This window comes from Rhodopseudomonas sp. BR0G17 (genome assembly GCF_010907025.1).
In the GTDB taxonomy this organism is placed as follows: Bacteria; Pseudomonadota; Alphaproteobacteria; order Rhizobiales; family Xanthobacteraceae; genus Rhodopseudomonas; species Rhodopseudomonas palustris_H.
Window position 1 is genome coordinate 1 of sequence record NZ_QUML01000030.1, and the last position, 23431, is coordinate 23431.

At 64.9% G+C, this 23431-nt stretch carries 20 protein-coding genes; 15 read left to right on the plus strand and 5 right to left on the minus strand.

All coding sequences use genetic code 11. The features are described from left to right. Positions 1–15: 15 nt before the first annotated feature. From mdh to DY467_RS19785, 9 genes are all read left to right on the plus strand, one after another. Positions 16–984, plus strand: coding sequence for a malate dehydrogenase (mdh, locus tag DY467_RS19745; protein WP_164638440.1), 969 nt, complete (start codon positions 16–18; stop codon positions 982–984). Positions 985–1079: 95 nt separating this feature from the next. After that, a complete protein-coding gene (gene sucC, locus DY467_RS19750) occupies positions 1080–2276 on the plus strand; it encodes an ADP-forming succinate--CoA ligase subunit beta (RefSeq protein ID WP_107342443.1) in 1197 nt (398 codons plus the stop codon). Between the two features lie 64 nt (positions 2277–2340). Then, on the plus strand, positions 2341–3225 hold the full coding sequence (gene sucD, locus DY467_RS19755; protein WP_012493972.1) for a succinate--CoA ligase subunit alpha: 885 nt from the start codon (positions 2341–2343) through the stop codon (positions 3223–3225). 127 nt (positions 3226–3352) lie between these two features. Beyond that, positions 3353–6310, plus strand: coding sequence for a 2-oxoglutarate dehydrogenase E1 component (locus DY467_RS19760; RefSeq protein ID WP_107353803.1), 2958 nt, complete (start codon positions 3353–3355; stop codon positions 6308–6310). A gap of 104 nt (positions 6311–6414) precedes the next feature. Then, positions 6415–7668 (plus strand): 2-oxoglutarate dehydrogenase complex dihydrolipoyllysine-residue succinyltransferase, encoded by a 1254-nt coding sequence (odhB, locus tag DY467_RS19765; protein ID WP_164638442.1) that lies wholly within the window; start codon positions 6415–6417, stop codon positions 7666–7668. A 59-nt stretch (positions 7669–7727) separates the two neighbouring features. Then, a complete protein-coding gene (locus tag DY467_RS19770; RefSeq protein ID WP_107346371.1) occupies positions 7728–8129 on the plus strand; it encodes an MAPEG family protein in 402 nt (133 codons plus the stop codon). 7 nt (positions 8130–8136) lie between these two features. Next, the gene (locus DY467_RS19775; RefSeq protein WP_164573671.1) at positions 8137–8883 is read left to right on the plus strand and encodes an SDR family oxidoreductase; all 747 of its coding nucleotides are present in this window, start codon (positions 8137–8139) and stop codon (positions 8881–8883) included. A gap of 31 nt (positions 8884–8914) precedes the next feature. Further along, positions 8915–10318: a dihydrolipoyl dehydrogenase gene (gene lpdA / locus DY467_RS19780; RefSeq protein WP_107353800.1), complete on the plus strand. Its 1404-nt coding sequence runs from the start codon at positions 8915–8917 to the stop codon at positions 10316–10318. Between the two features lie 40 nt (positions 10319–10358). Next, positions 10359–10901, plus strand: coding sequence for a hypothetical protein (locus DY467_RS19785; protein WP_164638444.1), 543 nt, complete (start codon positions 10359–10361; stop codon positions 10899–10901). A 61-nt stretch (positions 10902–10962) separates the two neighbouring features. Here the strand turns inward: DY467_RS19785 and DY467_RS19790 are convergent, their stop codons facing one another. Both DY467_RS19790 and DY467_RS19795 read right to left on the minus strand, forming a co-directional pair. Next, on the minus strand, positions 10963–11553 hold the full coding sequence (locus tag DY467_RS19790; RefSeq protein ID WP_107342438.1) for a DUF4337 domain-containing protein: 591 nt from the start codon (positions 11551–11553) through the stop codon (positions 10963–10965). Between the two features lie 140 nt (positions 11554–11693). Beyond that, positions 11694–12665, minus strand: coding sequence for a tyrosine recombinase XerC (locus DY467_RS19795; RefSeq protein ID WP_164638446.1), 972 nt, complete (start codon positions 12663–12665; stop codon positions 11694–11696). Positions 12666–12856: 191 nt separating this feature from the next. On the opposite strand from DY467_RS19795, the gene DY467_RS19800 reads away from it, so the two are divergent. Next, positions 12857–15067, plus strand: a complete 2211-nt coding sequence (locus DY467_RS19800; RefSeq protein WP_164638448.1) for a primosomal protein N' — start codon at positions 12857–12859, stop codon at positions 15065–15067. 153 nt (positions 15068–15220) lie between these two features. Here DY467_RS19800 and DY467_RS19805 read toward each other — a convergent pair whose 3' ends face one another. After that, positions 15221–15691: a septal ring lytic transglycosylase RlpA family protein gene (locus DY467_RS19805; protein WP_164638450.1), complete on the minus strand. Its 471-nt coding sequence runs from the start codon at positions 15689–15691 to the stop codon at positions 15221–15223. Between the two features lie 737 nt (positions 15692–16428). Between DY467_RS19805 and DY467_RS19810 the strand changes: the two genes are divergently transcribed. From DY467_RS19810 to DY467_RS19830, 5 genes are all read left to right on the plus strand, one after another. Continuing rightward, positions 16429–16989, plus strand: a complete 561-nt coding sequence (locus DY467_RS19810) for a F0F1 ATP synthase subunit delta (RefSeq protein WP_107342434.1) — start codon at positions 16429–16431, stop codon at positions 16987–16989. Further along, positions 16989–18521, plus strand: coding sequence for a F0F1 ATP synthase subunit alpha (gene atpA, locus DY467_RS19815; protein ID WP_164571335.1), 1533 nt, complete (start codon positions 16989–16991; stop codon positions 18519–18521). The genes DY467_RS19810 and atpA overlap by 1 nt, the downstream gene beginning before the upstream one ends. 143 nt (positions 18522–18664) lie before the next feature. Beyond that, positions 18665–19540, plus strand: a complete 876-nt coding sequence (locus DY467_RS19820) for a F0F1 ATP synthase subunit gamma (protein WP_107342432.1) — start codon at positions 18665–18667, stop codon at positions 19538–19540. Positions 19541–19613: 73 nt separating this feature from the next. Further along, entirely contained in the window at positions 19614–21044 is a 1431-nt protein-coding gene (gene atpD / locus DY467_RS19825) for a F0F1 ATP synthase subunit beta (protein ID WP_107342431.1), read from the plus strand. A gap of 112 nt (positions 21045–21156) precedes the next feature. After that, a complete protein-coding gene (locus DY467_RS19830) occupies positions 21157–21564 on the plus strand; it encodes a F0F1 ATP synthase subunit epsilon (RefSeq protein WP_107342430.1) in 408 nt (135 codons plus the stop codon). A 185-nt stretch (positions 21565–21749) separates the two neighbouring features. Here the strand turns inward: DY467_RS19830 and DY467_RS19835 are convergent, their stop codons facing one another. Both DY467_RS19835 and DY467_RS19840 read right to left on the minus strand, forming a co-directional pair. Beyond that, positions 21750–22271 carry an RNA pyrophosphohydrolase gene (locus DY467_RS19835; RefSeq protein WP_164638452.1) on the minus strand — a complete coding sequence of 174 codons (522 nt, stop codon included), beginning with the start codon at positions 22269–22271 and terminating at the stop codon, positions 21750–21752. Beyond that, entirely contained in the window at positions 22268–23215 is a 948-nt protein-coding gene (locus tag DY467_RS19840) for a UDP-glucuronic acid decarboxylase family protein (protein WP_164638454.1), read from the minus strand. The genes DY467_RS19835 and DY467_RS19840 overlap by 4 nt, the downstream gene beginning before the upstream one ends. Positions 23216–23431: the final 216 nt, after the last annotated feature.

Genomic DNA, 23431 nt, shown 5'->3' on the forward strand with positions numbered 1-23431 from the left:
AAGGACTGCTTTCCCATGGCGCGCGATAAGATTGCTTTGATTGGCTCCGGCCAGATCGGCGGTACGCTGGCACATTTGATCGGGCTGAAACAGCTCGGCGACGTGGTGCTGTTCGACATCGCCGAGGGCGTGCCGCAGGGCAAGGCACTCGACATCGCGGAGTCCTCGCCGGTGGACGGTTTCGACTCCAAGCTGACCGGCGCCAACTCCTACGAGGCGATCGAGGGTGCCCGCGTGGTGATCGTCACTGCCGGCGTGCCGCGCAAGCCGGGCATGAGCCGTGACGATCTGCTCAGCATCAACCTCAAGGTGATGGAGCAGGTCGGCGCCGGCATCAAGAAGTACGCGCCCGACGCGTTCGTGATCTGCATCACCAACCCGCTGGACGCGATGGTGTGGGCGCTGCAGAAGGCCTCGGGCCTGCCCGCCAAGAAGGTCGTCGGCATGGCCGGCGTGCTCGACTCGGCGCGGTTCCGTTACTTCCTGGCCGACGAGTTCAACGTCTCGGTCGAAGACGTCACCGCCTTCGTGCTCGGCGGCCATGGTGATACCATGGTGCCGCTGGTGAAGTACTCGACCGTCGCCGGCATTCCGCTGCCCGACCTGGTCAAGATGGGCTGGACCTCGCAGGCGCGCCTCGACGAAATCGTCGACCGCACCCGCAACGGCGGCGCCGAGATCGTCAACCTGCTGAAGACCGGCTCGGCGTTCTACGCCCCGGCGTCGTCGGCGATTGCGATGGCCGAGAGCTATCTGAAGGACAAGAAGCGGGTGGTGCCGGTTGCGGCTCACCTCAACGGCGAATACGGCGTCAAGGACATGTATGTCGGCGTTCCGGTGGTGATCGGCGACAAGGGCGTCGAGCGCATCGTCGAGATCGAACTGGCCGGCAAGGACAAGGAAGCGTTCGACAAGTCGGTCGCTGCCGTTCAGGGCCTGGTCGACGCCTGCAAGAAGATTGCGCCCGATCTGCTCGGTCGCTGAGGAACGTCTAGAGAAACTGACTGCGCCGGCTCCTTGAGGGCCGGCGCAGCGTCGCGGTTCAACCGGCTGGATGCGATCTGGCGAGGGGCAATTCCATGAATATTCACGAATACCAGGCCAAGGCGGTGCTGCGCGAGTTCGGCGTGCCGGTGGGGCACGGCTTCCCGATCTTCAAGGCGTCCGAGGCTGAAGCCGCTGCCAAGCAGCTCGGCGGCCCGGTCTGGGTGGTGAAGAGCCAGATCCACGCCGGCGGCCGCGGCAAGGGCAAGTTCAAGGAAGCTTCGGCCGGCGACAAGGGCGGCGTCCGCCTCGCCAAGTCGATCGACGAAGTCAAGGAATTCGCCAAGCAGATGCTCGGCGCCACGCTGGTCACGGTGCAGACCGGCGCCGACGGCAAGCAGGTCAACCGCCTCTATATCGAGGAAGGCTCCGAGATCGACAAGGAGTTCTACCTGTCGCTGCTGGTCGATCGCGCCACCTCGCGGATTTCGTTCGTGGTTTCGACCGAAGGCGGCATGTCGATCGAAGACGTCGCCCACGAGACCCCTGAAAAGATCGTGTCGTTCACCGTCGATCCGGCGACCGGCATCATGGGCCATCACGGCCGCACCGTCGCCAAGGCGCTGAACCTCAAGGGCGATCAGGCCAAGCAGGCCGAAGCGCTGGTGGCCAAGCTGTACGCCGCGTTCGTCGCCAAAGACATGGACATGCTGGAGATCAACCCGCTGGTGCTGACCAAGCAGGGCGATCTGAAGTGCCTCGACGCCAAGATCTCGTTCGACGGCAACGCGCTGTACCGCCACACCGACATCCAGGCGCTGCGTGACGAGACCGAGGAAGACGCCAAGGAAATCGAAGCGTCGAAGTACGACCTCAACTACGTCACCCTCGACGGCACCATCGGCTGCATGGTCAACGGCGCCGGCCTCGCGATGGCGACGATGGACATCATCAAGCTGTACGGCATGTCCCCGGCCAACTTCCTCGACGTCGGCGGCGGCGCCAGCAAGGAGAAGGTGACGGCGGCGTTCAAGATCATCACCGCCGATCCCAACGTGAAGGGCATCCTGATCAACATCTTCGGCGGCATCATGAAGTGCGACGTGATCGCCGAGGGTGTGGTCGCTGCGGTCAAGGAAGTCGGTCTCGACGTGCCGCTGGTGGTCCGCCTCGAAGGCACCAATGTCGAAGCCGGCAAGAAGATCATCAAGCATTCCGGCCTCAACGTGCTGCCCGCCGACAACCTCGACGACGCCGCGCAGAAGATCGTCGCCGCCGTGAAGGGAGCCTGAGGCCGCTTCTCGGCCTCTCCGCTGCCTCCGACCATTCCGTTCGACCGCGAAAGCATCACCGACCATGTCCATTCTGATCGACAGCAACACCCGCGTTATCTGCCAGGGCTTCACCGGCAAGAACGGCACGTTCCATTCCGAGGCGGCGATCGCCTACGGCACCAAGATGGTCGGCGGCACCTCGCCGGGCAAAGGCGGTTCGACCCACCTCGGCCTGCCGGTGTTCGACACCGTCCGTGAGGCGCGCGACAAGACCGGGGCGGACGCGTCGGTGATCTACGTGCCGCCGCCGGGCGCCGCGGATGCGATCTGCGAGGCGATCGACGCCGAGATCCCGCTGATCGTCTGCATCACCGAGGGCATCCCGGTGCTCGACATGGTGCGGGTGAAGCGGTCGCTCAACGGTTCGAAGTCGCGGCTGATCGGGCCGAACTGCCCGGGCGTGATGACCGCCGGCGAGTGCAAGATCGGCATCATGCCGGCCAACATCTTCAAGCCGGGCTCGGTCGGCATCGTGTCGCGCTCCGGCACCCTGACCTATGAGGCGGTGTTCCAGACCTCGGCCGAAGGCCTCGGCCAGACCACCGCGGTCGGCATCGGCGGCGACCCGGTCAAGGGCACCGAATTCATCGACGTGCTGGAGATGTTCCTGGCCGACGACAAGACCGAGTCGATCATCATGATCGGCGAGATTGGCGGCTCGGCCGAAGAAGACGCCGCCCAGTTCCTGATCGACGAGGCCAAGCGCGGCCGCAAGAAGCCGATGGTTGGATTCATCGCCGGCGTCACCGCCCCTCCCGGCCGCCGCATGGGCCACGCCGGTGCGATCATTTCGGGCGGCAAGGGCGATGCGGCCTCGAAGACCGCCGCCATGGAAGCGGCTGGCATTACGGTGTCGCCGTCGCCCGCGCGGCTCGGCAAAACGCTTGCCGAAAAGTTGAAGTCCTAATTCAAACCTTGTGTCGTTCCGAGCTTACATTTCCCTAGAATAGGATAAAAGGTGCACTATGTTGCTGATCCGGTAACCGGATCAGCTTATCGCGATTAAGTCGCGATCTCATAATCAGGAAGCAATCATGTCTCGCCAGGACGCGAATGCCGCTTTCGCCCTATCTTCGTTTCTGCAGGGCGCCAACGCCACCTACATCGACGATCTTTACTCCCGGTATGAAAGCGATCCGTCCTCGGTCGATGCCGACTGGCAGGCATTCTTCCAGAGCCTCAAAGACGCCCCCGGCGATATCCAAAAGAACGCCGAGGGCCCGTCCTGGGAGCAGGCGAACTGGCCGCTGACCCCGCGCGACGAGCTGACTTCGGCGCTCGACGGCAACTGGAATCAGGTCGAAAAGGCCGTCGGCCAGAAGATCCAGGCCAAGGCCCAGAGCCGCGGCGTCGAGCTGTCCTCCGCCGACGTGCTGCAGGCCACCCGGGACTCGGTTCGGGCCCTGATGCTGATCCGCGCCTACCGGATGCGCGGCCATTTCCACGCCAAGCTCGATCCGCTCGGCCTATCGCCGGCGAAGGATCACGAGGAGCTGGACATCCGCTCGTACGGCTTCACTGAAGCCGATCTCGACCGCAAGATCTTCCTCGATCACGTTCTCGGCCTTGAATACGGCTCGCTGCGCGAGATCGTCGCGATCTGCGAGCGCACCTACTGCCAGACCATGGGCATCGAGTTTCTGCACATCTCCAATGGTGCGCAGAAGGCCTGGATCCAGGAGCGGATCGAAGGTCCGGATAAGGAAATCAGCTTCACCCGCGAGGGCCGGCGCGCGATCTTGATGAAGCTGATCGAGGCCGAAGGCTTCGAGAAGTTCTGCGACCTCAAGTTCACCGGCACCAAGCGGTTCGGTCTCGACGGCGGCGAAGCGCTGATCCCGGCGCTGGAGCAGATCATCAAGCGCGGCGGCAACCTCGGTGTCCGCGAAATCGTGCTCGGCATGCCGCATCGCGGCCGCCTCAACGTCCTGACCCAGGTGATGGCCAAGGCCCACCGGGCGCTGTTCCACGAGTTCAAGGGCGGCTCCGCCAACCCGGACGAGGTCGAAGGCTCGGGCGACGTCAAATATCACCTCGGCGCCTCGTCGGACCGTGAGTTCGACCACAACAAGGTCCACCTGTCGCTGACCGCCAACCCGTCGCATCTCGAGATCGTCGACCCTGTGGTGCTCGGCAAGGTGCGCGCCAAGCAGGACCAGCACGGCGATCTGCCCGAGGAGCGCATCTCGGTGCTGCCGCTGTTGATGCACGGCGACGCCGCGTTCGCCGGCCAGGGCGTGGTCGCCGAGTGCTTCGCGCTGTCCGACCTGAAGGGCTACCGCACCGGCGGTTCGATCCACTTCATCGTCAACAACCAGATCGGCTTCACCACCTATCCGCGCTATTCGCGCTCCTCGCCGTATCCGTCGGATGTGGCGAAGATGATCGACGCGCCGATCTTCCACGTGAACGGCGACGATCCGGAAGCGGTGGTGTTCGCCGCCAAGATCGCGGTCGAGTACCGGCAGAAGTTCCACAAGCCGGTCGTCATCGACATGTTCTGCTACCGGCGGCACGGCCACAACGAAGGCGATGAGCCGTCGTTCACCCAGCCGCTGATGTATCGCAAGATCGCCGGTCACCCGACGACGCTGGAAATCTACTCCAAGCGCCTGATCGCCGATGGCGTCATCACCGAGGGCGAGGTCGAGAAGGCCCGGGCCGATTGGCGCGCCCGGCTCGACGCCGAATTCGAAGCGGCCTCCAGCTATCGCCCGAACAAGGCCGACTGGCTCGACGGCAAGTGGGCCGGCTTCAAGTCTGCCGACCAGGACGAAGAACCGCGCCGTGGCATCACCGGCGTCGATCTTCCGACCCTGAAGGAGATCGGTCGCAGGATCACCAAGGTGCCGGAGGGCTTCCGCCTGCACCGCACCGTGCAGCGCTTCCTCGAGAACCGCGCTCGCGCGATCGACTCTGGCAACGGCCTCGACTGGGCGACCGGCGAAGCGCTGGCGTTCTGCACCATGCTGCTGGAAGGCCATCGCATCCGGCTGTCGGGTCAGGACTCCGAGCGCGGCACGTTCTCGCAGCGCCATTCGGTGCTGATCGATCAGGAAGACGAGACCCGCTACACCCCGTTCAATCACCTCTCGCCCGACCAGGGGCACTATGAGGTGATCAACTCGCTCCTCTCCGAAGAAGCGGTGCTCGGCTTCGAATACGGCTACTCGCTGGCCGAGCCGAACGCGCTGACGCTGTGGGAAGCCCAGTTCGGCGACTTCGCCAACGGCGCTCAGGTGTTGTTCGACCAGTTCATCTCGTCGGGCGAGCGCAAGTGGCTGCGTATGTCGGGTCTGGTCTGCCTGCTGCCCCACGGCTACGAGGGGCAGGGCCCCGAACATTCGTCGGCCCGTCTGGAGCGCTATCTGCAGATGTGCGCCGAAGACAACATGCAGGTGGTGTATCCGACCACGCCGGCGAACTACTTCCATGCGCTCCGCCGTCAGCTCAAGCGCGAGATCCGCAAGCCCTTGATCCTGATGACGCCGAAGTCGCTGCTTCGCCACAAGCGGGCGGTCTCGCGGCTCGAAGAGCTCGGCCCCGATACCAGCTTCCACCGCGTGTTGCTTGACGACGCGCAGACGCAGTCGGACGACAAGACCAAGCTGGTGGCGGACGCCAAGATCCGCCGCGTCGTGGTGTGCTCCGGCAAGGTCTACTACGACCTCTACGACGAGCGCGAGAAGCGCGGCATCGACGACGTCTATCTGCTGCGCGTCGAGCAGCTCTATCCGGTGCCGGTGAAGACGCTGGTGCACGAGCTGTCGCGCTTCAAGGATGCCGAGCTGGTGTGGTGTCAGGAAGAGCCGCGCAACATGGGCGGCTGGCACTTCATCGAGCCGTATCTGGAGTGGGTGCAGAACCAGATCGAAGCCAAGCATCGCCGGCCGCGTTATGTCGGCCGCCCCGCCTCGGCTGCCACTGCGACCGGCTTGATGTCAAAGCACCTGGCGCAGCTCAAGGCGTTCCTCGACGAAGCGTTGCGTTGACGCATCGGGCCGCCGCCTGACGGCGGCCCTTCGGTTTTTCCTGAGTTTGGATCACGGGGCGGGCGCCGGCGCGACAGCCGCGACGCTGCAAAAGGACGAAGACGATGACTGAAATTCGCGTTCCGACGCTCGGTGAATCGGTGACCGAGGCGACCATCGGCCGCTGGTTCAAGAAGCCGGGCGAGGCGGTGGCTGTCGATGAGCCGCTCGTCGAGCTCGAAACCGACAAGGTGACGATCGAAGTGCCGGCCCCGTCGGCCGGTACGCTCGGCGAAATCGTCGCCAAGGACGGGGAGACTGTCGCGGTCGGCGCCCTGCTCGGACAGATCACCGATGGCGCCGCGCCGGCCAAGCCGGCTGCCGCTGCTCCGGCGAAGGCCGCGGCCCCGGCTGCTGCACCTGCTCCGGCGGCCCAGGCTCCCGCGGCTGCTCCCGCCGCCAAGGCTCCGCCATCCGACGCGCCGCTGGCCCCGTCGGTGCGCCGGCTGTCGACCGAGAGCGGCGTCGATGCCTCGACCGTGCCGGGCTCCGGCAAGGACGGCCGCGTCACCAAGGGCGATATGCTGGCGGCGATCGAGAAGGCGGCCTCCGCGCCGACCCCGGTTAGCCAGCCCGCCGCCGCCGTGCAGGTCCGTGCGCCATCGCCGGCCGACGATGCCGCGCGTGAAGAGCGCGTCAAGATGACCCGGCTGCGCCAGACCATCGCGCGCCGTCTCAAGGAAGTTCAGAACACAGCCGCGATGCTGACGACCTTCAACGAGGTCGACATGACCAACGTCATGGCGCTGCGCGCGCAATACAAGGACGTGTTCGAGAAGAAGCACGGCGCCAAGCTCGGCTTCATGGGCTTCTTCACCAAGGCCTGTGTTCAGGCCCTGAAGGACATCCCGGCGGTGAACGCCGAGATGGACGGCACCGACCTGATCTACAAGAACTACTACCACATCGGCGTCGCCGTCGGCACCGACAAGGGCCTCGTCGTGCCGGTGGTGCGCGACTGCGACGAGAAATCGATCGCCGACATCGAGAAGAGCATCGTCGACTACGGCAAGCGTGCCCGCGACGGTCAGCTCAAGATCGACGAAATGCAGGGCGGCACTTTCACGATCACCAATGGCGGCATTTACGGTTCGCTGATGTCGACCCCGATCCTGAACGCGCCGCAGTCCGGCATTCTCGGCATGCACAAGATCCAGGAACGGCCGGTGGTGATCGGCGGCAAGATCGAAGTCCGCCCGATGATGTATCTGGCGCTGAGCTACGATCACCGCGTGATCGACGGCAAGGAAGCGGTGACCTTCCTGGTCCGCGTCAAGGAGAGCCTGGAAGATCCCGCGCGTCTCGTGCTGGATCTCTGAGACTGGAGTAAGTGCCGGCGGCGCGTCCCTGCGCGCCGCCGCTGACCTTGGGGGAAACGATGCCGCCGATGCCGACCGAGATCACGGTGCTGGGCTGGAGCGTGGTGCTGCTGATCGTGCAGATGTTCCTGGCTTCGATCCCGACGACCATGGAGCTCGGCGGCGACTATCAGGCGGGGCCCCGGGACGAGCCGCGAACGCCGAAAGGCCGCTTCGCCGGCCGCGCCAACCGCGCCTTCCGCAATCTGCTCGAAACCTATCCGGCGTTCGTTGGTCTGGCGCTGGCGTTGGCGGTCACTGGCAAGACTGGCGGCTACGCCGCCACGGCTTCGGTCGTCTGGCTGATCGCCCGCGCATTGTATGCGCCGCTGTACATCATCGAAATCCCGTTCGCCCGCAGCATTGTGTGGTTCGTGTCGCTGCTGGCGCTGATCGCGATGCTGGTCCGGCTGCTGAGCTGAGGCGCCCATGAACGATCGCGTCGTCATCATCACCGGAGGCAGCCGCGGCATCGGCCGCGCCACGGCGCTGGGTTGTGCGAAGCGTGGCTTCAAGGTCGTGATTGGCTACGCCAGCAATTCCGCCGCAGCCGACGAGGTGGTGACCGAGATTGCAGCCAGCAACGGCAAGGCGATCGCGGTGAAATGCGACGTCGGGCACGAAGAGGACATCCTGGCGCTGTTCGCTGCCGCGGACGCCTTCGGTCCGCTCGGCGCGCTGGTCAACAATGCCGGCATCGTTGGCCCGACCGCGCGGGTCGACGAAATGTCGGCCGAACGCATCCAGCGCATCATGGCGGTCAACGTCACCGGCAGCATTCTGTGCGCCCGCGAGGCGGTGAAGCGGATGTCGACCCGGCACGGCGGCCAGGGCGGCGTGATCATCAATCTGTCGTCGGTCGCGGCGAAGCTCGGCTCGCCGAACACCTATGTGGACTACGCAGCCTCCAAGGGCGCTGTCGACTCGTTCACGGTCGGTCTTGGTCACGAAGTCGCCGGCGAGGGGATTCGCGTCGCGGCGATCCGGCCCGGCCTCATCGACACCGAAATTCACGCGTCCGGCGGCGATCCGGAACGCGCCCACCGGCTCAGCGTCAACGTGCCGATGAAGCGCGTCGGCCGCGCCGAAGAAATCGCCAACGCCGTCGTCTGGCTGCTGTCCGACGAGGCTTCCTATGTCACCAGCGCCATCTTCGACGTGTCGGGGGGACGATAGTCGCTCCGGCGCCAACTCACAGGATTGATCTATGGCCACCTACGATCTCGTCGTCATCGGTACCGGCCCCGGCGGCTACGTCTGCGCGATCCGCGCGGCTCAGCTCGGCCTCAAGGTGGCGGTGGTGGAAAAGAACCCGACGCTCGGCGGCACCTGCCTCAATGTCGGCTGCATGCCGTCAAAGGCGCTGCTGCACGCCTCCGAGCTGTTCGAGGAAGCCGGGCATTCGTTCGCCAAGATGGGCATCGGCGTGTCGGCCCCGAAGCTCGATCTGCCGGCGATGATGAACTTCAAGCAGCAGGGGATCGACGGCAACGTCAAAGGCGTCGAATACCTGATGAAGAAGAACAAGATCGACGTGCTGGCCGGCAAGGGCAAGATCCTCGGCACCGGCAAGGTCGAGGTGACGGGTGCTGACGGCAAGGCCACCAGCGTCGAGACCAAGTCGATCGTGATCGCCTCCGGCTCGTCGGTGGCTCAGCTCAAGGGCATCGAGATCGACGAGAAGCGCGTGGTGTCGTCGACCGGTGCGCTGTCGCTCGACAAGGTGCCTGGCAAGCTGATCGTGGTCGGTGCCGGCGTGATCGGACTCGAGCTCGGCTCGGTGTGGCGCCGTCTCGGCGCCGAGGTCACCGTCGTCGAATTCCTCGACCGCATCCTGCCGGGCATGGACGGCGAGGTGGTCAAGCAATTCCAGCGTATCCTCGAAAAGCAGGGCTTTGCATTCAAGCTCGGCGCCAAGGTCACCGGCGTCGACACCTCGGGCGCCAAGCTCGCCGTGAAGGTCGAGGCGGCGGCCGGCGGCAATCCGGAAACGCTCGAAGCCGATGTCGTGCTGGTCGCGATCGGCCGCGTTCCCTACACCGAAGGCCTCGGCCTGAAGGAAGCCGGTGTTGCGCTCGACGAGCGCGGCCGGGTGGTGATCGACGATCACTTCGCCACCAGCCTCAAGGGCGTGTACGCGATCGGTGACGTGGTGCGCGGTCCGATGCTGGCGCACAAGGCGGAGGACGAAGGCGTCGCGGTCGCCGAGCTGATCGCCGGCAAGGCCGGCCACGTCAACTACGATGTCATTCCGGGCGTGGTCTACACGACGCCGGAAGTCTCGAGCGTCGGCAAGACCGAAGAGGACCTCAAGCAGGCCGGCGTCGCCTATACGGTCGGCAAATTCCCGTTCACCGCCAACGGGCGCTCCAAGGTCAACCAAACCACCGACGGCTTCGTGAAGATCCTGGCCGACGCCAAGACCGACCGCGTTCTCGGCGTTCACATCATCGGCCGCGAGGCCGGCGAGATGATCCACGAAGCGGCCGTGCTGATGGAGTTCGGCGGCTCCGCCGAGGATCTGGCCCGTACCTGCCACGCCCATCCGACCCGCTCGGAGGCCATCAAGGAAGCCGCCCTTACGGTCGGCAAGCGCGCCATCCATATGTGACGGAGAGCCGGCGTTGGCCGGCGCGACGGATGGTGGCGTGATGAAAGGTCGATTGTGGCAGCCCCTGTGGGTGCTGCTGGCGGTTCTGTTCCTGATCGAGGCGTGGTTCTGGGACCACGTCGAGCCGCTGATCGAGCGCATTGTCGCGCTGATTCCGCTGCGCGAGCTCAAAGAGCGGCTGGCGCGCTGGGTCGACCATCTGTCGCCTGCGATGACGCTGCCGGTGTTTCTGGTCCCGGTGGCGCCGCTGTATCCGCTGAAGCTGTTCGCGCTGGCGCTGCTCGCCCAAGGCCACTGGATCGCCGGGCTCGGCATCTTTGCGGCCGCGCAGGTGTTCGGCCTCGGCGTTGCCGCCTTCATCTTCGACGTCACCAAGCCGAAGCTGCTGCAGCTTCGCTGGTTCGCCGCCACCTATCGCTGGGTGATCGAACTGCGCGCCAAGGCGCATGCCATCGTGGCGCCGATCATGGCCCAGATCCGCGCCAAGCTCGCCGAGCTGCTGAAGGGTGACGGCGACGGCTGGGGATCGAAGGCGCTGCGCCGGATCGGCGCGCTCCGCCGGCGCATTCGCACGGCACGGTAGGCTCAGGATTAAATCGTTCATCGCGCGAACCGAGCTCGGTCCGCGCGATGTTCGTTTTGGCTCACATCAGATGCACGGCGTGCGGCGCGAACAGGCCGATCGCCATGAAGCCGAGGCCGCCGATCGCCAAGAGGCCGGACAGCCAGGCCAGCACCATCATGCCGGTGATGATCGTCGCCGACGCCAGCACGATGCCGATCTGGAAGGCCGCCGAGGCGACTTCGTAGTGATGGTAGCGAGCCATCGCCAGGTCGCGATCATGTTCGGCGTGCTTGGCGCGCTCGGCGAGCTGTTCAGAGCCTTCGCCGGTCTCCGGTTCGGAGCGATAGCGCGCCGCGGTCTTCTGCCAATCGTCGATTTGCTTTTGCAGCGCTGCCTTGGTGGCCTCGTCCGGCACGGTGCCGAGGCTGAGTCGCGCGTGTTCGGATACCGCCTGCACCGTGGTGCGACGGATACTCTTGGCCTGGAAGAACGCCCACAAGTTCGAGGCTTCGACGTTCTTGGCGAGAGCTTCGGTCTGCGCACCTTTGCCGAGCGTTTCTGAGAACGCCAGGAACAGCGCGATCACTGAAATCAGCAGCGCGATGCCCTTGTTGGAGCCCGATGCATGCTCGGCATGCTCCGCGTGCTCCATGCTTTCGTGCGCCCCCATCGTCCGGAATCTCCTGTCACAGCAATCATTACGCCTGCATCGAGCAAGCCTTGTAGCACCGCGATCTTGTCAGTTGGATAAATGGCAGGGTCAAGGCCGCCGGCACCGGACTAACAGCTTAGCCGAGGCGCGTCCGCCGCTCAGGCCCGGGGATGGGCGCTGTTATAGACTTCCAGCAGCCGCTCGGTATCGATCCCCGTATAGACCTGCGTGGTCGACAGCGAGGCATGACCGAGTAATTCCTGGATGGCGCGCAGATCTCCGCCGCGACTAAGCAAATGCGTCGCAAACGAATGCCGCAGCGCGTGGGGCGTCGCGCTGTCGGGCAGCCCGAGTCCGCCGCGCAGCCGCTCCATCGCCAGCTGAATGATTCGCGGACTGAGCGGTCCGCCGCGGGCGCCGACGAACATCGGCCCATCGGGCGGCAGGTTGTAGGGGCAGGCCGCTGCATACTCGGCGATCTGCTCGAGCACGTTTTGCAGCACCGGCACCATCCGGGTCTTGTTGCCTTTGCCGTGCACGATCAGGGTGTCGCCCTTGCCGGGCGCTGGCACGTCACGGCGCTTCAGGCCGAGCGCTTCGGAGATACGCAGGCCGGATCCGTACAGCAGCGCCATCACGGCGGCGTCGCGAATCAGCACCCAGGTCTCGCGCTCCTCGCCGGCGCGCTCGTCGGCGTCGGCAAGCCGCTTGGCGGCCGCGATCGGCAACGGCTTCGGCAGGCTCTTCTTGATCTTCGGCGCCCGCACCGAGGCCAGCGCCCCGACCCGGCCCTTGCCTTCGCGTTCGAGAAAACGTCCGAATGAACGCAGCCCCGCCAGCGCGCGCATCAGCGAGCGGCCGGCGATCTCATCCGCCCGTCGCGCCGCCATGAAGGCGCGGACGTCGGTCGCCTCCAGCCGCGCGAACCGGCCGAGCGTGACTTCGCCGCCCCAATGCTCGGCCAGGAATTGCAGAAACTGCCGGACGTCGCGCGCGTAGGCTTCCAGCGTCTTGCCGGACAGCCGCCGCTCGGCCCGCAGATGCGACAGCCATTTCGCCATCTCGGCGGTGAGATCGGCGGCCGCACAGGAGAGTTCGAGCGGCGGAGGCGCGGGATGGGTTTTGGGCATGTGTCTTGTTGCCGACCAGAACGGATCCTCTCCGTCATTGCGAGCGAAGCGAAGCAATCCAGCTCAGTGCCGTGGCTTTTTGGATTGCTTCGTCGGCTTCGCCTCCTCGTAATGACGGGGATCGCGTTTCCGAATCATAGCCGATTTCCTTTCCCATTGATGAAACCGGGCTTTGGCGGCACACCGGGCCGATGGATGATTTGCCGACCAGCAGCCCGGGCTCCCACGCGTCTGCCAGCGTCGTCGACGTGCTGGTGCCGGTCGCGATCGACCAGGCCTATTCGTACCGGGTGCCGCGCGGCCTTTCGCTGAAGCCTGGCGACGTCGTGGCGGTGCCGCTGGGCGCCCGCGAAGTCCTTGGCGTGGTCTGGGCGGAGAATCCGAATCCGGACCCGCGGCTGCACAACCGCCTCAAGGATGTGGCTGAAAAGCTCGACGTGCCACCGCTGTGCGACGAGCTGCGGCGGATGGTCGACTGGGTTTCGACCTACACGCTGTCGGCGCGCGGTATGGTGCTGCGGATGTGCTTGCGGATGGGCGAGCATCTCGGCCCGGAGCGGCAGCGCCTGGGCGTACGGCTGGTCGGCTCGCCGCCGCAGCGGATGACGCCGGCACGCCGGCGCCTGTTGGAGATCCTGTCGGACGGGCTGCTGCACGGTAAATCCGACCTCGCCAAGGAAGCCGGCGTCAGCCCCGGCGTGATCGACGGACTGGTCGACGAGGGCACCCTGCAGGTCGAGCCGATGCCGCGTGAGAACTCTGCACCGGAGCCCGATCCGGATTTTGCGCCGGCTGACTTTTCACCCGAGCAGGCCCGCGCTGCCGAAACCATGCGCGGCCTGGTGACCGCTGGCGGCTTTCAGGCGGCGCTGATCGACGGCGTCACCGGCTCCGGCAAGACCGAAGTGTATTTCGAGGCCGTCGCCGAGGTGATCCGGCAGGGCCGGCAAAGCCTTATCCTGATGCCGGAGATCGCGCTCACCGGGCAGTTTCTCGAGCGCTTCTCCCTGCGATTCGGCGTGCGGCCGCTGGAGTGGCACTCCGAACTGACCCCGCGCGCCCGCGCGCGCAACTGGGCGGCAATCGCCGCGGGCCAGGCTCGCGTCGTGGTCGGCGCCCGTTCGGCGCTGTTTCTGCCTTACGCCGACCTCGGGCTGATCATCGTCGATGAGGAGCACGACCAGGCCTACAAGCAGGAAGACGGCGTGCATTATCACGCCCGCGACATGGCGGTGGTGCGGGCGTCGATCGCCAAAATTCCGATCGTGCTGGCGTCGGCGACGCCGTCGGTCGAGACCGAGGTCAATGCCCGCAAGGGCCGCTACATGCGGATTCCGCTGCCGTCACGGTTCGGCGGACAGCACATGCCGCAGATCGAGGCGATCGATCTGCGGCGCGAGCCGCCGATGCGCGGCCGCTTCATTTCGCCGCGGCTCGCCGAGCAGATCGGCTTCGCGATCGAGCGGCGCGAACAGGCGCTGCTGTTTCTCAATCGCCGCGGCTATGCGCCGCTGACGCTGTGCCGCGCCTGCGGGCATCGCTTTGCCTGCACGATCTGCGACGCCTGGCTGGTCGATCACCGTTTCCGGCAGCGCCTGGTGTGTCACCATTGCGGGTTCTCGATGCCGCGGCCGCCGGCCTGTCCGCATTGCGGCGCCGAGGGCTCGCTGGTCGCGGTCGGGCCCGGCGTGGAGCGGTTGCAGGAAGAGGCGGCGAGCCTGTTTCCCAATGCCCGCACCATGGTGCTGTCGAGCGATCTGATCACCTCGATCGAAACGATGCGGGCCGAGCTGAACGAGATCGCGGAGGGCCGTGTCGACATCATCATCGGCACCCAGCTCGTCGCCAAGGGCCACAACTTCCCGCGGCTCAATCTGGTCGGCGTCGTCGATGCCGACCTCGGCCTGTCCAACGGCGATCCGCGCGCCGCCGAGCGCACCTTCCAGCTGCTCAACCAGGTGATCGGGCGTGCGGGGCGTGAGCAGGGCCGCGGCGTCGGTTTCCTGCAGACGCACCAGCCCGAGCATCCGGTGATGAAAGCGCTGGTCGCCTGCGACCGCGAGGCCTTCTACGCCAGCGAAATCGATATCCGGGAGCGCACGCTGTACCCGCCGTTCGGCCGGCTCGCGAGCTTGATCATCTCGGCCGGCGACCGGCCGACCGCGGAAGGCTTCGGCCGTCAGCTCGCCAGCGCTGCGCCGCTCGATGAGCGGGTGCAGGTACTGGGCCCTGCCGAAGCGCCGCTCGCTGTGATCAAGGGGCGCTATCGATTCCGGCTGCTGGTGAAATCGGTACGCGGCTTCGATCTGTCGAACTACTTGCGCTCTTGGCTCGCCAAAGGACCCAAGACCAAGGGTAATCTGAAGCTAGAAGTCGACGTCGATCCGCAAAGCTTTCTGTGATCTTCAGCGTCGCCTGGACGACAAAAGAAAAGCCTGCCGTCATTGTCGACGGCAGGCTTTTGTCACGTGACGTCAGCGCGGCGTGCGGCTTGTTGCCGAACCAATCCGGACGTCAGGTGTTGTATCTGCAGAGGAAGCAGAACCGCTTCGCGGTTACATCACTTCCGCAACGACCCGGCCAACTCCACGGCTGGTCAGGCCGATCGCGCGCGCAGCGCCGGTCGACAGGTCGAGAACACGGCCGCGAATGAACGGCCCGCGATCGTTGATGGTGACGACCACGCTACGGCCGCCATGGGTGACGCGCAGCTTTGTGCCGAACGGCAGCGTGCGGTGCGCGGCGGTCATCGCGTTGGCGTTCATGCGCTGGCCCGACGCGGTGCGGCTGCCGGACTCATTGCCGTAGTACGAAGCCATACCGGAGAAGCTGCGGCCACCGCCGCTCTCCACCGCCGCATTGGCCGAGCGCCAGTCGCTGTGGTGGCTATGGTGGTGGTGGCGGTGATGCCGGCTCTTCGCCGAGGCTTCGCCTACCGATCCGCCAAGGAAGACAGAGGCGACGATCATCGCCGCGGCCGCAGCCGGCCCGGTGGTGAGCAGCGCCGGTGTTTTCTTTCGAACCATATCCTATCCTTAAGTCGAGTATTGCCCCATATGCGGCAAGTGGAACCCCCGTCCCTATGTTCGTGGTCGAACGAGTGGCCTTGTAATGAGGCTGAATATAGGCGGTCAATCCTCCATATTTCGCGCTGCAATATTTGGTGATCTTTCGCAGTACAACGCGGTACTCTGATATTAACAACTATTTTACTTTTCGAATACTTCGAATGCTTGTCGGATACTGAATTACGAAGTTTTCATGAACGCCGATGGCGAATCACACAAGTAATCGATTGTTAAGGCTGAGTGCGTGCGTCGACAGCGGTTCTGCAACCCCAAATAGAGAAGTTGCGACCAGCGGGATTAGCCCCATGCGTGGCGCGAAGGGGCTCCCAGCCCGCGCTTCGCGCCTGCGAGGCTCTTCTCCGGCTTAGTGGGCAGGCTTAGCGGGCAGGTCTTTTCGGCTTCGCGGCAGATCCTGGCCTGGGTCCATCTGGCGCCAAGCAGTGCGCTCACGACTGACGTGACGCGTTCTCTCCGCCGCCTCGACGATTGATCTGCAACAAGGCGCCGCGGGCTCGTGCCATCGTGTTGCACCTGCGCGCGCGCTATGTTAGCAAAGCCGCGATTTTAAAGGCCGCCGGACCATCGTGCCGGTCAGAAATCGAAGTCCAGCTTGAATTCCAAGGGCTTAAATCGGGGGCGCCGCTTCGTGGCGACGGTTTTTTCCTTGGCCATTTGACAGCAAGAAGAGCGCGCTCGTGGCATCTGAAGATCCATCGGTTTCCGGAGTCTCCGGTCGTTACGCGACCGCTTTGTTTGAACTGGCCCGCGACGAAAAATCCATCGATGCGGTGTTGGCCGATCTGGACAAGTTCAGTGCCATGCTGGCGGGTAGCCCGGATCTCGTCCGTCTCGTCCGTAGCCCGGTGTTCGCCTCCGAGGTGCAGGGCAAGGCGCTGGCCGCGGTGCTCGACAAGGCGGGCATCACCGGCATCAGCGCCAATTTTCTGAAAGTGCTCGCTGCCAACCGTCGGCTGTTCGTCGTCGCCGACGTGATCCGCGCCTATCGCGCGTTGGTCGCCAAGTTCAAGGGCGAGGCGACCGCCGATGTGACCGTGGCCGAGAAGCTCAGCGACAAGAATCTCGAAGCGCTGAAGGCGGCGCTGAAGTCGGTGACCGGCAAGGACGTCGCCCTCAATATCAACGTCGATCCGGCGATCATCGGCGGGCTTGTCGTCAAGCTCGGTAGCCGCATGGTCGACAGTTCGCTCCGCACCAAACTCAATTCGATCAAGCACGCGATGAAAGAGGCAGGCTGATGGACATCCGCGCCGCGGAAATTTCCGCGATCCTCAAGGACCAGATCAAGAATTTCGGCCAGGAAGCCGAAGTCTCCGAGGTCGGACAGGTGTTGTCCGTCGGCGACGGTATCGCCCGCGTTTATGGCCTGGATAACGTGCTCGCCGGTGAAATGGTCGAGTTCGAGAACGGCACGCGCGGCATGGCGCTCAATCTCGAAACCGACAACGTCGGCGTCGTGATCTTCGGTGCCGACCGCGAGATTAAGGAAGGCCAGACCGTCAAGCGCACCCGTTCGATCGTGGACGCGCCGGTCGGCAAGGGTCTGCTCGGCCGCGTCGTCGACGCTCTGGGCAATCCGATCGACGGCAAGGGGCCGATCCAGGCGGTCGAGCGCAAGCGCGTCGACGTCAAGGCGCCCGGCATCATTCCGCGCAAGTCGGTGCACGAGCCGATGGCGACCGGCCTGAAGTCGATCGACGCGCTGATCCCGATCGGCCGTGGCCAGCGCGAGCTGATCATCGGCGACCGTCAGACCGGCAAGACCGCGATCGCGCTCGACGCCATTCTGAACCAGAAGTCGTTGAACGTCGAAGGCGCGCCGGAGAGCCAGAAGCTGTACTGCGTTTACGTCGCGGTCGGTCAGAAGCGCTCCACCGTTGCCCAGTTCGTGAAGGTTCTGGAAGAGCAGGGCGCGCTGGAATACTCGGTCGTCGTCGCCGCCACCGCGTCGGACCCGGCTCCGATGCAGTACATCGCGCCGTTCACCGGCTGCACCATCGGCGAGTACTTCCGCGACAACGGCATGCACGCCGTAATCATCTACGACGACTTGTCCAAGCAGGCCGTCGCTTACCGCCAGATGTCGCTGCTGCTGCGCCGTCCGCCGGGCCGCGAAGCGTATCCGGGCGACGTGTTCTATCTGCACTCCCGCTTGCTGGAACGCGCCGCGAAGCTGAACGACGAGAAGGGCGCCGGTTCGCTCACCGCTCTGCCGGTGATCGAAACCCAGGCCAACGACGTGTCGGCCTACATTCCGACCAACGTGATCTCGATCACCGACGGCCAGATCTTCCTGGAAACCGACCTGTTCTTCCAGGGCATCCGCCCGGCCGTGAACGTCGGTCTGTCGGTGTCGCGCGTCGGTTCGTCGGCTCAGACCAAGGCGATGAAGAAGGTCGCCGGCAAGATCAAGGGCGAGCTTGCGCAGTACCGCGAAATGGCGGCGTTCGCACAGTTCGGCTCCGACCTCGACGCCGCGACCCAGCGCCTGCTGAACCGCGGTTCGCGTCTGACCGAACTCCTGAAGCAGCCGCAGTTCTCGCCGCTGAAGATGGAAGAGCAGGTCTGCGTGATCTGGGCCGGCACCAACGGCTATCTCGATGCGCTGCCGCTCAACAAGGTGCGCGCGTTCGAAGACGGCCTGCTGGCGCTGCTGCGCGGCAAGGAGTCGAGCATCTTGGAAGCGATCCGCACCAGCCGCGATCTCAGCGACGACTCCGCTGCGAAGCTCAAGGCGGTTGTCGAGAGCTACGCCAAGACGTTCGCTTGATGCTGTCATGGCCGGGGTCTTCCCCGGCCATCCACGTCCTCGACGTGGCTATTCGACATCGTGGATGCCCGGGGCGAGCCCGGGCATGACGAATGTGAGGTTCGCGGTCGGATCACAGGTCAGATCGCCGGGGTGGACTGAGAATGGCTTCACTTAAAGACATGCGCGTCCGCATCGCCTCGACGAAGGCGACGCAGAAGATCACCAAGGCGATGCAGATGGTGGCCGCCTCGAAGCTGCGCCGCGCCCAGATGGCGGCGGAAGCAGCGCGGCCCTACGCCGAGAAGATGGAAGCGGTGATCTCGAATATCGCCGGTGCCGCAGCGGGCTCGCCCGGCGCGCCGGTGCTTCTGGCCGGCAACGGCAAGGACCAGGTTCATTTGCTGCTGGTGTGCACGGGTGAACGCGGCCTGTCCGGTGCGTTCAACTCCTCGATCGTCCGCCTCGCTCGCGAGCGCGCGCTCGAGCTGATGAGCCAGGGCAAGACCGTCAAGTTCTTCTGCGTTGGCCGCAAGGGTTACGAGCAGCTGCGCCGTAACTTCGAGAAGCAGATCATCGACAATGTCGAGCTGCGCTCGGTGCGTCAGATCGGCTTCGTCAACGCTGAGGACATCGCCAAGAAGGTGATCGCCCGCTTCAACGCCGGCGAGTTCGACGTCTGCACGCTGTTCTACTCGCGCTTCAAGTCGGTGATCTCGCAGATCCCGACCGCCCAGCGGTTGATCCCGCTGGAAGTGGCGGCGCCCGCCGCAGGCGCGGTGGCGACCTCATACGAATACGAGCCGGAAGAGGACGAGATCCTCTCGGGCCTCCTGCCGCGCAACCTCGCGGTGCAAATCTTCCGCGCTCTGCTCGAGAACAACGCGTCGTTCTACGGCGCGCAGATGAGCGCGATGGACAACGCTACCCGCAACGCCGGTGAAATGATCCGCAAGCAGACGCTGGTCTACAACCGCACCCGGCAGGCGATGATCACCAAGGAACTGATCGAGATCATCTCGGGCGCCGAGGCGATCTGACGCGACTTCACAAGGTTTTACGTCCGGTCGATCGACCGTGGACGGGTTTTCGGACTTCAGGGAGACAGTTGAAATGGCTACACCCGCCAATCAGACCGGACGCATCACGCAGGTGATCGGCGCCGTCGTCGACGTTCAGTTCGAAGGGCATCTGCCGGCCATTCTGAACGCCATCGAAACCAAGAACGGCGACAACCGCCTGGTGCTCGAAGTTGCGCAGCACCTCGGTGAATCGACCGTCCGCACCATCGCGATGGACACCACCGAAGGTCTGGTTCGCGGCCAGGAAGTCACCGACACCGGCGCGCCGATCTCGGTGCCGGTCGGCGACGGCACGCTCGGCCGCATCATGAACGTGATCGGTGAGCCGGTCGACGAGCAGGGCCCGATCAAGTCGGAAGGTCTTCGCGCCATCCACCAGGAAGCCCCGGCCTACACCGACCAGTCGACCGAAGCAGAAATCCTCGTCACCGGCATCAAGGTCGTCGATCTGCTCGCGCCCTACGCCAAGGGCGGCAAGATCGGCCTGTTCGGCGGCGCCGGCGTCGGCAAGACCGTGCTGATCCAAGAACTGATCAACAACGTCGCCCGCGCCCACGGCGGTTACTCGGTGTTCGCCGGCGTCGGCGAGCGCACCCGCGAAGGCAACGACCTCTATCACGAGTTCATCGAATCCGGCGTCAACAAGAAGGGCGGCGGCGAAGGCTCCAAGTGCGCCCTGGTGTACGGCCAGATGAACGAACCGCCCGGCGCCCGCGCCCGCGTCGGCCTGACCGGTCTGACCGTCGCCGAGCACTTCCGCGACCAGGGCCAGGACGTGCTGTTCTTCGTCGACAACATCTTCCGCTTCACCCAGGCCGGCTCGGAAGTGTCGGCGCTGCTCGGTCGTATCCCGTCGGCGGTGGGTTATCAGCCGACGCTGGCGACCGACATGGGCGCGCTGCAGGAGCGCATCACCACCACCACCAAGGGTTCGATCACTTCGGTGCAGGCCATCTACGTTCCGGCCGACGACTTGACCGACCCGGCGCCGGCGACCTCGTTCGCCCACTTGGACGCCACCACCGTGCTCAACCGTGCGATCTCGGAAAAGGGCATCTACCCGGCGGTGGACCCGCTCGACTCGACCTCGCGCATGCTGTCCGCCTCGATCGTCGGCGAAGAGCACTACACCACCGCGCGCATGGTTCAGCAGATCCTGCAGAAGTATAAGTCGCTGCAGGACATCATCGCCATCCTGGGCATGGACGAACTGTCCGAAGAGGACAAGCTGACCGTGGCTCGCGCCCGTAAGATCGAGCGCTTCCTGTCGCAGCCGTTCTTCGTCGCCGAAGTGTTCACCGGCTCGCCGGGCAAGTTCGTCGACCTCGTCGACACCATCAAGGGCTTCCGCGCCATCTGCGAAGGCAAGTACGACCACCTGCCGGAAGCGGCGTTCTACATGGTCGGCACCATCGAAGAGGCGGTCGAGAAGGGCAAGAAGCTCGCCGCCGAGGCGGCCTGAGCCGAGAGAGCACGTCATGGCCGGGCGTGACCCGGCCATCCATCGCCTCAAATCGTTTCACTGATGGACCCGCGGGTCGAGCCCGCGGGTGACCGCAGAGAGAGCAGCGAGCATGTCCACCTTCCACTTCGATCTGGTTTCGCCCGAACAAGTCGCCTTCTCCGGCCAAGTTGATCAGGTCGATATTCCGGGCGCCGAGGGTGACTTCGGTGTGCTCGCCGGTCATGCGCCGGTGGTGGCGGTGATCCGTCCCGGCATCCTCACCGTGACGGCGGGCGCCAACAAGCAGAAGATCGTAGTGCTCGGAGGCATCGCCGAAGTGTCTGAGAAGGGCCTCACCGTTCTGGCCGACGTCGCGACCGCGGCACCTGACTTGGACCTGCAGGACTTCGCCGCGACCATCCAGACGATGGAGCAGCAGATTCCCGGCAAGGTCGGCGACGAGCTCGACCGCGCGATCGAGCGCCTGGATCACTTCAAGAGCATCCAGCACGAGCTCAACACCACTGCGATGCACTGACGTCGCGATCGAGTGTTCTGAAGTTTCGAATGGCCGGGCATCGTCCCGGCCATTTGCTTTTGAGGCGGCGCTCTACACAGTGGTCATTGCCGGGCTTGACCCGGCAATCCATCTGTTTTCCCAAGAATGATGGATGCGCGGGTCAAGCCCGCGCATGACGTACGGTAGTGAAGAAGGCGCCGCAGCTAAGCTCGAGCGGCGGCAAACCGCGAAAAACTCCGCGCAACTTCACGATAGACTTCTCGGCGGAACGGTACGACGAGATCGGCAACGCGGTCGAGGCGCTCCCAGCGCCAGGCATCGAATTCCGGCGGCATGTCGTTGCGGACGGCGAGCGGATCGATCTCCGCCTCGCTGCCGGTGAAGCGCAGCGCGAACCACTTCTGGCGCTGACCGCGAAACACGGCGAGGCGGTGGGCTGGGCCGTCGTAAGGCGGGAAGTCGTAGCTGACCCAGTCGGTTTCGCCGAGAATCTCGGCGTTGGTCACGCCAGTCTCTTCCCAAAGTTCGCGCATTACCGCGATCCGCGGCTCTTCGCCTTCGTCGATGCCACCTTGCGGCATCTGCCATTCGAGGCCCGGCAGAATGATCTCCGGGCCGTCGTCGCGAAACCGTCGCCCAATCAGAACCCGGCCGTCGCCGCCAAACAGCGCGATGCCGACATTGCGGCGATACGGGAGAGACTCGACGGGCGGGCGCGGGGTCACGACGCCATCAGGGTCCGGAAGTAGCCGATGGTCTCCTTCAGACCGTCGGCGAGAGGCACCTTCGGCTCCCATCCCAGCTCGCGGCGGGCCAGCGAGATGTCGGGCTGGCGCTGGCGCGGATCGTCCGACGGCAGCGGCATCATCACCAGATTCGACTTCGAGTCGGTCATTTCGATCACCATCTCGGCGAGCTGCCGAATGGTGAACTCGACGGGATTGCCGAGATTGACCGGTCCGATGAACTCATCGCCGCTTGCCATCAGCTTGGCGAAGCCGTCGAGCAGGTCGGTGACGTAGCAGAACGACCGCGTTTGGCTGCCGTCGCCATAGATGGTGATGTCGTTGCCGGACAGCGCCTGGACGATGAAGTTCGACACCACGCGACCGTCGTTGGGATGCATCCGCGGCCCGTAGGTATTGAAGATCCGCGCGACCTTGATCTTCACCTTGTGCTGGCGGTGATAGTCGAAGAACAGCGTCTCGGCCGCGCGCTTGCCCTCGTCGTAACAGGCGCGGATGCCGAGCGGATTGACGTGGCCCCAATAGCTCTCGGGCTGGGGGTGCACGTTGGGGTCGCCGTAAACCTCGCTGGTCGAGGCCTGGAAAATCTTGGCGCGGGTACGCTTGGCGAGGCCCAGCATGTTGATGGCGCCGTGCACCGACGTCTTCAACGTCTGCACCGGATCGTGCTGGTAGTGCACGGGCGAAGCCGGACACGCGAGATTGTAGATGTCGTCGACCTCGACATAGAGCGGGAAGGTGACGTCGTGGCGCATCACCTCGAATCGGGGCGTACCGACCAGATGTTCGATGTTGCGCCGCCAGCCGGTGAAATAATTGTCGACGCACAGAACTTCATGGCCTTCGGCCAACAGCTTGTCGCACAGGTGCGAGCCGATGAAGCCGGCACCGCCGCTCACGAGAATTCGTCGGGACAATCGCATCGCTGGGTCCTGGACAGGGGCGGGTTCGGACGCGCCTCAGTCGCGGGAACGGGTGCCCATTTGGCTCGAAACGCCCGGCCGGACGCGGTCGCGTCGGCCGTTTTCCGCCGCATTGAATGGCAAGAAACCCCATGCTAGGCAAGCGTCGAAACCGTGGCTCGCTGTTGCGAGCGGCTGCCACCGGCTGCGGCGGCAACCGTCCCGGCGGTGTCGCCG